This is a genomic window from Alteromonas sp. 4NH20-0056 (assembly GCF_057539655.1).
Map to the genome: position 1 here is coordinate 649,376 of NZ_BAAJLS010000001.1, position 13,754 is coordinate 663,129.

The 13,754-nt window shown below is 44.3% G+C and carries 11 protein-coding genes; 7 read left to right on the top strand and 4 right to left on the bottom strand.

The features are described from left to right. Window positions 1-16: 16 nt before the first annotated feature. The 7 genes from surA (at window position 17) to AC27EZ_RS02945 (ending at window position 7,348) form a co-directional block, all read left to right on the top strand. A complete protein-coding gene (gene surA, locus AC27EZ_RS02915) occupies window positions 17-1,300 on the top strand; it encodes a peptidylprolyl isomerase SurA (protein ID WP_487133859.1) in 1,284 nt (427 codons plus the stop codon). A gap of 13 nt (window positions 1,301-1,313) precedes the next feature. After that, window positions 1,314-2,300: a 4-hydroxythreonine-4-phosphate dehydrogenase PdxA gene (pdxA, locus tag AC27EZ_RS02920; RefSeq protein ID WP_487133860.1), complete on the top strand. Its 987-nt coding sequence runs from the start codon at window positions 1,314-1,316 to the stop codon at window positions 2,298-2,300. Further along, on the top strand, window positions 2,297-3,130 hold the full coding sequence (rsmA, locus tag AC27EZ_RS02925) for a 16S rRNA (adenine(1518)-N(6)/adenine(1519)-N(6))-dimethyltransferase RsmA (protein WP_487133861.1): 834 nt from the start codon (window positions 2,297-2,299) through the stop codon (window positions 3,128-3,130). The genes pdxA and rsmA overlap by 4 nt, the downstream gene beginning before the upstream one ends. A gap of 3 nt (window positions 3,131-3,133) precedes the next feature. Further along, window positions 3,134-3,508: a Co2+/Mg2+ efflux protein ApaG gene (gene apaG / locus AC27EZ_RS02930; protein WP_487133862.1), complete on the top strand. Its 375-nt coding sequence runs from the start codon at window positions 3,134-3,136 to the stop codon at window positions 3,506-3,508. 12 nt (window positions 3,509-3,520) lie between these two features. Continuing rightward, on the top strand, window positions 3,521-4,348 hold the full coding sequence (locus AC27EZ_RS02935; RefSeq protein ID WP_487133863.1) for a symmetrical bis(5'-nucleosyl)-tetraphosphatase: 828 nt from the start codon (window positions 3,521-3,523) through the stop codon (window positions 4,346-4,348). A 211-nt stretch (window positions 4,349-4,559) separates the two neighbouring features. Further along, window positions 4,560-6,584 carry a methyl-accepting chemotaxis protein gene (locus AC27EZ_RS02940; protein WP_487133864.1) on the top strand — a complete coding sequence of 675 codons (2,025 nt, stop codon included), beginning with the start codon at window positions 4,560-4,562 and terminating at the stop codon, window positions 6,582-6,584. A gap of 191 nt (window positions 6,585-6,775) precedes the next feature. After that, window positions 6,776-7,348 (top strand): SOUL family heme-binding protein, encoded by a 573-nt coding sequence (locus AC27EZ_RS02945; RefSeq protein WP_487133865.1) that lies wholly within the window; start codon window positions 6,776-6,778, stop codon window positions 7,346-7,348. 40 nt (window positions 7,349-7,388) lie between these two features. On the opposite strand, the gene lysC is transcribed toward AC27EZ_RS02945, so the two are convergent. The 4 genes from lysC to AC27EZ_RS02965 all read right to left on the bottom strand — a co-directional run bounded on the left by lysC (window position 7,389) and on the right by AC27EZ_RS02965 (window position 13,398). Then, entirely contained in the window at window positions 7,389-8,738 is a 1,350-nt protein-coding gene (gene lysC, locus AC27EZ_RS02950; protein WP_487133866.1) for a lysine-sensitive aspartokinase 3, read from the bottom strand. A 66-nt stretch (window positions 8,739-8,804) separates the two neighbouring features. After that, a complete protein-coding gene (locus AC27EZ_RS02955) occupies window positions 8,805-9,257 on the bottom strand; it encodes a DUF192 domain-containing protein (RefSeq protein ID WP_487133867.1) in 453 nt (150 codons plus the stop codon). A gap of 224 nt (window positions 9,258-9,481) precedes the next feature. Further along, a complete protein-coding gene (locus AC27EZ_RS02960; protein WP_487133868.1) occupies window positions 9,482-10,357 on the bottom strand; it encodes a DNA ligase in 876 nt (291 codons plus the stop codon). 230 nt (window positions 10,358-10,587) lie between these two features. Next, window positions 10,588-13,398, bottom strand: coding sequence for a bifunctional aconitate hydratase 2/2-methylisocitrate dehydratase (locus AC27EZ_RS02965; RefSeq protein WP_487133869.1), 2,811 nt, complete (start codon window positions 13,396-13,398; stop codon window positions 10,588-10,590). Between the last annotated feature and the right edge of the window lie 356 nt (window positions 13,399-13,754).

A 13,754-nucleotide genomic window follows, 5' to 3' on the forward strand; every position in this document is an offset into this window, starting at 1 on the left:
AAATAAAAGAGAAAGTATGAAGTTCATAATTCGAGCCTTGTTGTTAGGCGCAGTACTATCTTTCAGTAGCGTTGCTCAGGAAGTAATGCTTGACCGTGTCGCGGTTATCGTCGACCAAGGTGTCGTGCTTGAAAGTGAAATTGAAGCATTGATACAAGACGTTAAAAAGAATGCAGAAGACAATAACCAGTCACTTCCCTCAGACAGAGCACTTCGCACACAGGCCATAGAGCGCTTGATTGTAAAAAATCTGCAGATGCAAATGGCTGAACGCATGGGTATTCGTATAAGTGACCCTCAGTTAGAACAAACCATTGGCAATATTGCGGCGAATCAAAACGCTACCCTTGAGCAACTTCGTGCCCAGCTAATTGCCGAAGGTATCGCTTACGATGATTATCGAGAAAGTATTCGTGAAGAAATCATAATGGGAGAGGTACGTAGAGCTAACGTCCGTCGTCGTGTGTACATTACCCCACAAGAAATCACCACCTTATTAGAACTCATGGAAGAACAAGGTGCCACGCAAGCTGAATATCGTCTAGGACATATTCTTATTGGTTTCCCTGCTGAGCCAACTGACGAAGATATCGCCGCCGCCCGTGAACGTGCAGATAAAGTCATTTCGTTACTCAACTCTGGTTCTGACTTTGCCAAAATAGCCATTGCCTCTTCTTCTGGTAGCGAAGCGCTAGAAGGTGGAGACATGGGTTGGCTGAATATTAATGCTATGCCAACGCTCTTCGCAGAGGCAATTCAAGGTAAAGATAAAGAAGAACTTGTTGGCCCGATAAGAAGCGGCGCAGGGTTTCATATTCTAAAAGTGGCTGATACTCGCGGTATTGAAAAAGTCACCATTGAAGAAGTGGATTCTCGTCACATTCTGATTAAGCCATCAATTATACTTAGTGAAGATAAAGCCAAAGCAATGCTGGCTAAATTTAAAGAAGACTTGCTTAACGGTGATGCTGATTTTGCGGAACTAGCCAAAGAACATTCTGAAGATCCAGGTTCAGCACTTCGAGGCGGTGAGCTAGGTTGGGCTGACCCTAATGCGTATGTTCCTGCGTTTAAAGAAGCACTTGCGCGATTAACGCCGGGTGAATACAGCGATCCAGTGCGCTCTGTGCACGGTTGGCATTTACTTCAACTTATCGATAGACGAATTGATGATGCCACTGAGCGTAAAAAAGAAGATAAAGCATATCAACTTATCTACAACAGAAAGTTTGCAGAAGAAACCGAGAATTGGTTACGTGAAATGCGCGACGCTGCTTACATTGAAGTTCTCGATTCTTAATTAGACAGTATTTATGAGCAGACCGATAAAAATAGCAATTACGCCAGGTGAGCCTGCCGGTATTGGGCCAGATTTAATTATTAAATTAGCCCAGGAAGCGTGGCAGGCACAGTTGGTGGTTTTTGCCGATGCAGACATGATGATGGCGCGAGCAAATGAACTTGACCTCCCATTGTCATTGCTGCCTTTTGAAGACACCAATAGTGAAATTCAGCCTGCTGGTTCGTTATATATTAAACAAATCGACACCAATACTAACGTTGTTGCTGGGCAATTAGACAGCGAAAATGGTCTTTACGTAGTAGAGACACTGAGAGCGGCATGCCAAGCTAATATTAATGGTGATTTTGACGCGGTAGTCACTGGCCCTGTGCACAAAGGCATTATCAATAAAGCCGGCGTTTCATTTAGCGGGCATACCGAGTTTTTTGCTCATCAATCGAATACGATTGATGTGGTTATGCTGCTTGCTACCGAAGGGCTAAACGTTGCGTTAGCCACCACGCATATTCCGTTAGAATACGTAGCAAAAGCAATCACTCGAGACAGGCTTAATAAAGTCATTCACATTATCAATACCGACTTAACGCTTAAATTCGGTATCAAACAACCGCGTATTTACGTATGCGGATTGAACCCTCACGCAGGGGAAGACGGCCATATTGGCACTGAAGAAATTCATACCATAACACCTGCACTTGAAGAACTGCGTGCAGAAGGCTTAGACATCGTAGGGCCATTGCCTGCCGATACTATATTCCAGCCAAAATATTTAGATGATGCAGACGTTGTGCTAGCAATGTACCACGACCAGGGATTACCCGTGTTAAAATACAAAGGATTTGGTGCATCAGTAAACATTACACTGGGGCTTCCCTTTATTAGAACTTCCGTCGATCATGGTACCGCACTAGATTTAGCTGGTACCGGCAGCGCTGATCCCGGCAGTTTCAGAAAGGCTTTGGAAAAAGCCATAGAGCTTGCATATCATCAACAATGAGTAAAACACATTTAGGCCATACGGCCAGAAAACGTTTCGGACAAAACTTTCTGCACGACGATTATGTTATTGGCAAAATCGTCGACGCAATTAACCCCAGAAACGAACAGAACTTAGTAGAAATAGGCCCGGGACTTGGTGCTTTAACTGATCCTGTCTGTGAAGAAGTGAACGCATTAACGGTCATTGAACTAGACAGAGATCTCGCTAAGCGGCTTCGCCATCATCCATTCAATGGCGAAAAACTTACCGTTATTGAACAAGATGCCATGACATTGGATTTCACCGCACTGTTGAAAACAATGCCGGTCGAGGGCAAAAAGTTACGCGTTTTTGGTAATCTGCCTTACAACATCTCTACGCCATTGATGTTTCACCTTTTTGACCATGCTGACAGCATTGAAGACATGCACTTTATGCTTCAAAAAGAAGTAGTAACTCGCCTTGCAGCTGGGCCTGGGTCGAAGACGTACGGAAGGTTGTCAGTGATGGCGCAGTATTATTGCCAGGTGATCCCCGTACTCACCGTGCCACCAGGCGCCTTTAAGCCACCCCCAAAAGTAGACTCTGCCGTTGTTAGGTTGGTTCCTCATAGCACGCCACCGGTTGAAGTGACATCTGTCAATACGCTTGAGCGTGTTTGTGCGCAAGCATTTAATCAGCGTAGAAAGACCATTAGAAACTCGCTCAAGGACTGCTTAACAGAAGAGCAACTCACTGAAATAGGCCTAAACCCTACAGCGCGCGCGGAAGTGCTTTCATTACAAGACTTTGCGACCATCGCCAATGCTGTTTCGGCGCTAGAGTCAGCGCAAGAGTTAGACCGTTAACCCATGTCTACTCCTGATATTTGTGTGCGGGTGAAAACCCGCCACCTTCCCGACCATCTTCCAAGTGACTCAACGCAATATGCGTTTGCTTATCACATCACTATTGAAAACAAGAGCAAGAGCACTGTTCAACTTATTAATAGATATTGGAAAATCACTGACGCAAATGGCAAATCAACGGAGGTTAGTGGCGCTGGAGTTATTGGCAAGCAGCCCATTATGCAACCTAACGAACAATTTGAATATACCAGCGGCGCAGTGTTAGATACCCCTGTTGGCAGCATGGAAGGTCACTACGAAATGGAAAACGAGAATGGAGAGCGTTTTCACGTGCCTATTTCCCCTTTTCGCTTAGCTAAGCCCAACCTTCTTCATTAAAAGATAAGTACTATGCAAGAACCGAGAAGCTTTGTCGTCGGAGATATTCAAGGCTGCCACCGAGGGCTACTAAACCTGCTTGATACCGTCAATTTCAACGCAGATTCAGATACCTTATATGCGGTGGGTGATTTGGTGGCCCGGGGCGATGATTCATTAAGCACCTTACGCTACTTAAAGTCACTGGGTAATAGCTTTCACACCGTACTTGGCAACCACGATCTCCATCTTCTGGCTGTGGCCAATGGCATTCGTGAAGCTAAAAAGTCAGATAACCTACAACCACTTATTAATGCGCCTGACTTTCATGAATTGATTGACTGGCTGCGCATGTTTCCTTTAGCCCTTCGCATAAAAAAACGTAATCTATTAGTGCATGCAGGCCTTTTCCCTGAATGGTCGTTTAAAGACGTGATCGCTGCTAGTGATACCGTTTCGTCACAACTTAGAAGCGACGACTATGTCAGTTTTTTAAAAACCATGTACGGCAATACGCCGACACATATCAATAGTGCGTCAACTGACCAAGAAAAAACACGCTTTACTGTGAACGCCTGTACACGAATGCGCTATTTGCATCCAGATAATAGACTGGATTTTGCCAATAAATCTCATCCTGCTAATACCACTAACCCAGAGCAGTTAGTTCCCTGGTTCGCGGTGCCAAATAGCAATCTTAAGAAAAAACACAAAGTGATCTTTGGCCACTGGGCAGCATTAAATGGTGACACCAAGCATAGTCAGTTTATTGGTTTAGATACGGGCTATGTATGGGGGCAAACCATGAGTCTGTTGCATATTGAGAGTGGGACTATCACCCAGGTAAATGCACCGAAATAACTGGTTGTACCTTTAGTTCTTGCTTTTATGTCTCTCTGGGTTAAATATTTCAAATATGTTGCCGATACATAAACTTACAGGCAGTCTTTGCCAATAAGCACGAACAATAGTGGTATAGATGATTTGCAAAACCCTCGATTAGTGGTGTATTTCGTGGGTTTTGCAATGTACTATCACAAGAATAAAAATTATATTGAGTCCAGGAGTTCCGATGAAGATTACTGTAGCAACGCGCATAATCGGTGGATTTGTCGCAATCAGTGTTCTACTGATTATCATAAGTATTGTGTCACTCTACAACTTGAATTCTATTGGCTCTGCAACCGAAGAAGTCAATGATGTTGCGCTACCCACTGTAGCAGGCAGTAATGCATTGAAAGCCAGTTTTCTTAATATGGGCCGACTAACCTTCGAAGCCTACATTGAAGAAAGCTTAACGGGTCTTCAAGAAAAGAAAACGTCGTTTAAGTCCGCACGTGACGCATTTGACTCAGAGTATACAAAACTCGCATCGGCGGTATCTGAAGAGCCAGACTTACGCAGCACGTTAAACAGCGTACGTAGTGCTTTTGATGCCTATTTATTAAATGTGGACGACCTACATACGAACCATCAGAAATATATGGATTTACGCAACGCCATCGAAAACAAACTGGGCGACGCTGAAGACAATGCAGATGATGCGTCCACCTACCTGCTTGATTTTTCAGACTTAGACGCCGTTCAGAACAACCCAAACCTTAGAAGAGCCTCTCAAAAAGGGGGAGAACTCGAAACCGCGCTATTATCTCTTCTGACCGTGTCGACAGAATATGTAAAAACCCAAACGTTAGTTCGTTCGCAAACGCTTGGTAACGAAGTAACGCTTGTTGTCGACAAAGTAACGTCGTTACTTGGTGAGATGAATGATATTGCTGACGGCCGTGACGACTCAGGAACACTTGATGATATTAACGGTCTTGTAAGCGATGCGGTGAGTGCAATAACCGCGCGTGACGGTGTGCTTCAATTACATGTAGATAGACTAGAACGTCGAAACGATGCGGAACGTGCGCTTAATGCTTCAGACGCGAATATCGCTAAAGGTGTGGTAGAGCTGGAACGCTTGCTGAAACTTGCAGACAACAAAGCCTCTGAAATTGAAGACCAGGTTAATTCGACCATTGCTTCTGGCAACACTATTGTTGTTATTGTCGCCCTTATCTCTATTGCTGCAGCTGTTTTAATAGGCATTGTTACTGTTAGAGCCATCACACGTCCCCTTTACCGTGTAAACGAATTACTTACTGTCGCATCATCAGGCGACCTTACGCATCGCTTAGATGACAGCGCTCAAGACGAATTTGGTCTTCTTGCAAGAAACTGTAATACGCTAATAGGCAATCTGAAAGAACTTATTACAGCCATCAATGTTCGCGCAGAACAACTGGCTGCGGCGTCGGAACAGACATCAGCGGTTACTGAGCAAACCACACACTCTATTCAAGATCAGAAATCACAGATTGGACAGGTTGCAACAGCAACCACCGAGATGCATTCGACTTCACAACTTGTGGTGCAAAACGCAGAAGACACGCTCAACCAAATCAAGCATGCTGACGTTGAGGCTGAAAACGTTCGCCAGATATCCCTTGAGAACAAAAACACCATTGAGATCCTTGCCCGTGACGTTGAAGATGCGGCTGAAGTCATCAATAAACTTCACCAAGACAGTGCGAGTATCGGTGGCATCCTTGATGTTATCCGTGGGGTAGCAGACCAAACTAACCTGCTTGCGTTAAACGCAGCGATTGAGGCTGCACGAGCGGGTGAACAAGGTCGAGGCTTTGCCGTTGTTGCTGATGAAGTCAGAACCCTAGCCAGCAGAACCCAGCAATCGACACAAGAAATTAACGCCATGATTGAAGTACTTCAAGCGGGCGCTGAGCGTGCGGTTGCAGTTATGAATCAAGGCAAGGAACAAACGGTTGCGTGTGTAGCGCAAACAGAGAAAGCTACACAGGCATTGGATATTATTTCTGACGCGGTTCACAAAGCACATGATGTAAGCTCTCAAATTGAACAATCTGCAAGAGAACAAAATACTGTTTCTCAAGAAATCAGTGAAAAATTGGAGACGATTGTGGGTATTGCAGAAGAGACAACGGCAGGTGCACAGCAAACGTCGGAATCTAGTCACGAAGTGGCACGCCTTGCAGAAGAACTTCAACAGTCGATACGCCAATTTAAGGTGTAGCGACTCACTACACACTGAGTAAAAGGGCGCATTAGCGCCCTTTTTTGTTTCTAAAGTGCTTTTGAAAAGGCATAACACTTAGGTCTGAAAAAAGTGAGCATGATAGCCGCTTATCACGTATAACGAATATGGCTTCTTTAATAAACAATATAATGACGGTATTTTTTAGGTTATTGGTGATTGGAATGGTGATGAGTGCAAGTCATGTAAAGGCTGAAAAGGTGTATTACAAAAGCACAGAAACTATTCCGTATGAGGTCATTAAACGGCTAAATGAAGACGTTGAAATTCGCCAGTATCCAGAGGCTATTGGGGTAACGTCTAAAGGCAGCAGTGAAAATGGCGCATTCAGGCTGCTTTTCAACTATATCTCCGGTGACAACACGTCTAAAAGCGACATTGCAATGACGTCTCCTGTCGAAGTAGGCAATACTAGCACCGACATCGCTATGACGTCTCCGGTTGAAGTATCAGATAATAACGGCATGATGTTTTTTTTACCAAGCCAATATACCCAAGAGACCGCGCCTGTCCCTACGCACCCCAATGTGTCATTAGTCAACGTACCTGCAAGAAAAGTGGCGTCTATAAGCTATTCAGGGCTTGATACAGAGAGTAAGCGTGATGCTTATGAGCAAACGTTACTATCACTGATTGCGGAAAATGGATTTACTCCCTCAGGGCAAGCGAGTTATATGGGGTATGATTCGCCATTTACCCTGCCATGGAATAAACGGCATGAAATCATTATTCCCATAGAGTGAGACGGTGGCGGGTAAGCAGACATACCCGCCTTGAGCCGCCTTATTCGAATAACGCCTTGTGCAATTTACACACCACCTCGTTACTGTCATTTTCACTGACTAAAAATGATAAGTTGTGTGGGTTGGCACCGAAACAAATCATACGAAGCGTAAAATCGGCTACTGACGCAAGGATCTTACTCGAAACGCCTGTTGCCGTTTGCATATTGTTCCCTACCACTGTCACTAAATCATATCCCTTCTCAACTTTTACATCACAAATCGTTTCTAGTTCGGCAATGGTTTCTTTATTAAGTCTTTGTGCTACCGAATTAGCAGGGTTATCTAGGGTGAACGATACAGAGATTTCGGACGTGGTAACCAAGTCAACGCTCAGTTTGTGTTTCGCTATAATAGCAAAAACCTGCTGTAGGAAGCCTTGAGCATACATCATCTTCGGTGTTTTAACGGTAACCATTACTTGCTCTTTACGGCGTGTAATGGCGCGATAAGCCGGCTCATGCTCGCAGTCACGAACAATCCATGTACCCCCTTTTTCTGGCTCTTTGCTTGAGCCTACAAATACTTTTATATTTTTCCGAAGAGCGGGTTCCATGGTGGCCGGATGCAGCACTTTAGCACCGAAAGTGGCCATTTCTGCCGCTTCTTCAAAACTTAATTCGGGCAAAGGGCGTGCAGCATCAGTTATACGAGGGTCAGTAGTATAAACACCAATAACGTCAGTCCAAATCTCGCACGCCTGGGCATTTAATGCTTCAGCGAGCAATGCCGCAGTAAAGTCTGAACCGCCTCGGCCTAGTGTGGTGGTATGCCCTTCCCCATCTGCGCCAACAAACCCCTGGGTAACGACGATGGCGTCCGTAATTTCAGGCGCCAAAAGTTGCTCAGCGAGTTTCGCTATCTCCTCAATCTGAGGAGATGCTTCACCGTATTCGCTGTCGGTTCGTAATACTTTACGTACGTCGAAATTAATCGTTTTAACGTTTTGTTCAGACAACACAGAAGAGAACATGAGAGAAGACATACGCTCCCCCATAGACAGCAGCTGATCCTTCAAATCATTTCTGTGAAGGATTTCTTCATGAAATGCTAATGCACGAACTTCATCTAATAGGTCGTTCAGCTTCACTGCGACTTCATCTTTATCTGCAAGCTTATTTAAAATCGCAAGCTCTATGTCAGTGATCGCCTGACATGTGTCTTCAATTTGTTGTTGTGTCATTGGCGTATGAGCGAGACTGACCAAATGATTTGTTACGCCCGCTGATGCACTCACTACCACAATTCGTGTGGTTTCATTACCGGCCACAATTCTCGCGCAATTTTGCATCGCCTCGTAATTGGCAACACTTGTTCCACCGAACTTGGCTATCGATAAGGCATTTGTCACTTTGTTTAACTCCAAATTAAAAACCAGTTATTAGCTGGTCGAGCAGCACGCTTTTTTACATGCTACTTAACGATGAATTGTTACTTGGTCGCCAACTTTAATATTATGGTTGGAGAACCACCCTTGGCTCATTTCAAGCGCATACAGTACCTTCTTAGAGGCCACAACAGAATCAAGATTGTGTGGGGTTAAAGGTTTTATATCTGTTATTACGCCGTTTCTATCGATAAATGCCAGGTCTAGGGGGATAAAGGTATTTTTCATCCAAATACCTGCAAACTTAGGGCTATCAAACTTAAATAGCATGCCGCAGTCTTCACACAATTCTTTTCGAAACATCAGCCCTTTAGCGCGTTGCTCAAAGGTCTTTGCATATTCAACATCGTATTTTTCCCCACCCATGGTCAGGCTAATACGATCAAACTGTACGTGGTTCATTTGCTGTGCTGGGTCTATTTGCGCTTGCACGCACCCCAATGAAATACAAAGTACAATTACAGCAAAAAAAAGTTTACCCATTAGACACCCTTTCTATTCAAAATTGCTGGCTAACTAAATGAGAGCCAGCGTGCTAATTTATACACTAAATCTAGCAACATTCAACGTTGAAATACGGTTCGCCTTGGTTGCGACCAGTACCCTTTTGAACACGCCTGCAATTCTATGCTAGAGGGGGTATTTATTCGTAACGTAATCGAGTCAATAAAAAGGTATTTAAGTTATTGTAGTAGAGGACGTAACCGCTAGTGCTTTTCCTTTCTAGGTCGATCTTTTTGTGGACGAACGTGCATAAAACTTGCGAAGCGAGGAATCTGTTTGCGTGTCAGTCCATAATACTTATACGTAACCCATTCACCCACTTTCGGTGGTTTTATTCGCTGTTCACGTGAAAATCCAGTACCTAGCTTAAATCGAATACCCGTGGTGGATTCAACCATTAGCGAGCCCATCATACCTGAAAACTTTCCCCTGCCCTCGATATGCCCTATCACTCTAGCTTCAGCGTCTGAGTACCGCTTTACTTTAAGCAATTGCTGACTCCTTCCCTCTTGATAGTAAGCGTTTTTGGCGTGCAGCATTAAGCCCTCGCCACCGCCGTCAATAACGGCATCCAAGGTAGACGCAAGCGCTTGATGGGATTCAAGCGTAAAATGACGGACAGCATCTAACGTTGTACTATTAGCCTGGCTAACAAGCATCGCGATGTCGTTTACCCGTTCCTCAAAGGGCCTGTTAAATTGCGGCATATCAAATACCACCATCTTTATGCGTTCCCACCGTTCATCAGGGGCCTCGCTTAATACAATTGATGCTGTCAGCTCAAATTGCCCCCTACCCAGCCACAGCTCTCCATCTAACGGTACGTTTGGCCAGCCTGCGGTAAATGCCAAAGGCGAATGAATGACGTTGCCATTTCGAGTAAGCAACTGTTTGCCTGTCCACCTTGCTCGAATACCGTCTAATTTCTCACTTACTAAATAGTGACTCACATCAAGGGTATTGCGATTGATATCGTAAGACATAGCCTGTTGAACGGATAGTGAGCTATTAGCGTTAGCATACTCGCAACCGGTAGGTAGTAAAAATAAGCTCAATATCATTACAGCGATGTCGCGCATAGGTTTGCCCTCGCATAAATGTAAGTATGGATAGATGTTTACTATAAATAACTGAGGGATTAACGAAACTGAACCGAAGAGGTGTTTTTGGCTGTCTATTTCAAAGGTTTGACGGCGAGTTAGAACGATTCAACTGGAATAGCGAACTAATACAAAGGAGTCATACAAAAAAGCCCCAACCTAGGTCGGGGCTTTTATATAGCAATGAATTACGCTACTGCGTAATGCAATTATACGTTTTTAACTGCAACGCTTGGCGTAAATTTAGGCGCAACGGCCATGTCTTCAGCCGGTGGCGCGAAGTCAGTAAGGTTAATGCCTTCAACCGCAGCTTTGTACTCTTCCATTGTTGGGAAGCGACCTAGTACAGCAGATAGCACTACCAATGGCGTTGAGCCTAGTAGAGATTCACCTTTCTTCTCACTAGAGTCAGCAACTACACGACCTTGGAATAGGCGCGTAGACGTAGCAATTACCGTATCGCCAGGTTCTGCCTTTTCTTGGTTACCCATACAAAGGTTACACCCTGGACGCTCTAAGTACATGATGTTGTCGTACTTGGTACGCGCAGATTCTTTTGGCTTGTCGTCGTTGAACTCAAAACCAGCATACTTAGTAAGAATATCCCAATCGCCTTCCGCTTTTAGCTCATCAACAATGTTGTATGTTGGTGGCGCGACAACTAGAGGAACGCTAAACGATACACTGCCGTTTTGCTTTTCTAGGTTACGAAGCATTTGCGCAATAATCTGCATGTCACCTTTGTGAACCATACAAGAACCAACGAACGCAAGGTCAACCGCTTTGCCATCGTAGTAAGAGACTGGACGAATTACGTCATGGGTATAACGCTTAGAAACGTCTTCATTATTTACGTCTGGGTCAGCAATCATTGGCTCGTCGATTTGGTCTAAATCAACCACCACTTCGGCGTAGTAGTTTGCATTATCATCTGGAGCAAGCGCTGGCTCTTCGCCAGACTTGATTTCAGCAATACGCTTGTCAGCAAGGTCAATAAGGCCCTGAAGCATTTTCGCTTCGTTGTCCATGCCCTTGTCGATCATTATCTTAATGCGCGTTTTAGCAAGCTCTAATGACGCAATCATCGTCTCATCATTTGAGATACAGATTGACGCTTTCGCTTTCATCTCAGCTGTCCAGTCAGTAAACGTGAACGCTTGGTCAGCAAGCAAAGTACCAATTTGTACTTCGATAACACGGCCTTGGAACACGTTCTCGCCGCCAAATTGCTTAAGCATTTGAGCTTGAGTAGCATGAACAACGTCACGGAAATCCATGTGGCTCTTCATTTCGCCTTTGAACGTCACTTTTACCGACTCTGGAATTGGCATTGCCGCTTCACCTGTCGCAAGAGCTACCGCTACCGTGCCTGAGTCAGCACCAAACGCCACACCTTTAGACATACGCGTATGCGAGTCACCACCAATGATAATCGCGCGATCATCAACTGTAATATCGTTCAATACTTTGTGAATAACGTCAGTCATAGCATGGTAAACCCCTTTAGGGTCACGTGCTGTGATTACACCAAAGTTATTCATGAAAGACATAAGCTTAGGAATATTAGCTTGCGCCTTCTTATCCCATACCGATGCTGTGTGACAGCCAGACTGGTATGCACCGTCTACAAGCGGAGAAATCGTTGATGCTGCCATTGACTCTAGCTCTTGGCATGTCATCGGGCCGGTTGTATCTTGTGAACCTACAATATTTACTTTAACGCGAACGTCTGAACCAGCGTGAAGTGGTGTTTTAGATTTAACGCCTACCGCATTGCGGTTAAAGATTTTTTCTACCGCTGTAAGGCCTTGGTTCTCTACAGATACTTCTTTAGAACGTGCATAAACTTCAGGTACGTCTGTACCTAACACTTTTGCTGCAAAAGTTTGTAATTGCTTACCAAAGGTTACCGCGTAAGAACCACCGGCTTTCATAAACTCCATTTTTTGTGGAGTGAATGCGCTTGATACATCCGATAATTCTTCTGTACCATTGAACAGCTTTTTCGCTTTAGTATCGATAGTTAGTACGGTACCAGTAGCTACAGAGTATGCCTGCTCTAGCACTGGGTCGCCGTTCTCATCACGAACCACTTCACCGTTAGCATCTGTCTTCTTAACCCAGTTTTTAAGGTCAAGACCGATACCGCCAGTAACGTCTACTGTAGTAAGGAAGATAGGTGCAATGCCATTTGTACCCGCAACCACTGGCGCTTTGTTTACAAATGGAATGTAAGGGCTTGATGGCTCACCGGCCCATAGTGCAACGTTATTCACACCAGACATACGCGAAGAACCTACACCCATTGTACCTTTTTCTGCAATAAGCATTACTTTGGCATTCGGATGCTTTTTACCTAGCTCAACAATTTCTTGTTGTGCTTCAGGCGTGATCATGCACTGACCGTGTAGCTCACGGTCTGCACGAGAGTGCGCTTGGTTACCTGGAGAAAGTAAGTCAGTAGAAATATCACCTTCTGCAGCAATATAGGTAACTACGTCAATTTTTTCTGGAACGTCAGGTAATTTCGTAAAGAACTCTGCTTTTGCATAGCTCTCTAGAATGTCTTTCGCTATCACGTTGCCAGCGTTGTATGAGGCTTCTAGACGCTCTGTATCAGCTTCGTATAGATAAACCTGTGTTTTAACGACTTCAGCAGCTGGCTTCGCTACCGCTTCGTTGTCTGAAAGCGCTAAATCAAGAAGCACTTCAACAGACGGCCCGCCTTTCATGTGGGAAAGCAATTCTAGTGCAAACGCTGGCGTAATTTCTTCTACTTTTTCTTCGCCAAGAACGATTTCTTTTAGGAAAGTTGCTTTAACGCCCGCAGCACTCGTGGTACCTGGTAAGGTGTTATAGATAAAGAACTTAAGTGAGTCTTCGCGGTGCTCGTTACCAGCATCTTTGATTTGAGCAATAATTTCCGACAGTAAATCTGCACTGTCGATAGGCTTAGGGTGAAGACCTAGCTCCGCTTTACGGGTTTCGATCTCTGCCAAATATTCTGAATACAAACTCATATATTTATCTCGGTCTTGGGTTAACGTTAGATTTGTTTATACGTTTTAATTAACGCAACGCATAAAATTTGGTGATTATTTTACCTGATTTTATAGCGACAAGTAATCATAAGAACAATACAGTAAATTTTCCTGCCTGATTACGCGAAATAATTACGCAACGTTTAACTACTGCCCCGTTCACTTAAATTTACTCAACGCCTAATGAAATTCAACTATACCATTAAATTTCAATCACTTAAAAAACCATAAGCATTTATAAAGCGTGTTAATGTCACGCTTACGTCTCATTTTCCGCATGCACGTACTTAGCTGAATTTATCCTAGGTATTTATTATATTTATGGTAGTACCAGA

Excerpts from the sequence above, each read along its gene's own strand:
- apaG (WP_487133862.1), top strand. The coding sequence starts at position 3,134 with ATGTCTACTCCTGATATTTGTGTGCGGGTGAAAACCCGCCACCTTCCC.
- AC27EZ_RS02935 (WP_487133863.1), top strand. The coding sequence starts at position 3,521 with ATGCAAGAACCGAGAAGCTTTGTCGTCGGAGATATTCAAGGCTGCCAC.
- AC27EZ_RS02945 (WP_487133865.1), top strand. The coding sequence starts at position 6,776 with ATGAGTGCAAGTCATGTAAAGGCTGAAAAGGTGTATTACAAAAGCACA.
- AC27EZ_RS02955 (WP_487133867.1), bottom strand. The coding sequence starts at position 9,257 with ATGGGTAAACTTTTTTTTGCTGTAATTGTACTTTGTATTTCATTGGGG.
- surA (WP_487133859.1), top strand. The coding sequence starts at position 17 with ATGAAGTTCATAATTCGAGCCTTGTTGTTAGGCGCAGTACTATCTTTC.
- AC27EZ_RS02940 (WP_487133864.1), top strand. The coding sequence starts at position 4,560 with ATGAAGATTACTGTAGCAACGCGCATAATCGGTGGATTTGTCGCAATC.
- AC27EZ_RS02960 (WP_487133868.1), bottom strand. The coding sequence starts at position 10,357 with ATGCGCGACATCGCTGTAATGATATTGAGCTTATTTTTACTACCTACC.
- AC27EZ_RS02965 (WP_487133869.1), bottom strand. The coding sequence starts at position 13,398 with ATGAGTTTGTATTCAGAATATTTGGCAGAGATCGAAACCCGTAAAGCG.
- pdxA (WP_487133860.1), top strand. The coding sequence starts at position 1,314 with ATGAGCAGACCGATAAAAATAGCAATTACGCCAGGTGAGCCTGCCGGT.
- rsmA (WP_487133861.1), top strand. The coding sequence starts at position 2,297 with ATGAGTAAAACACATTTAGGCCATACGGCCAGAAAACGTTTCGGACAA.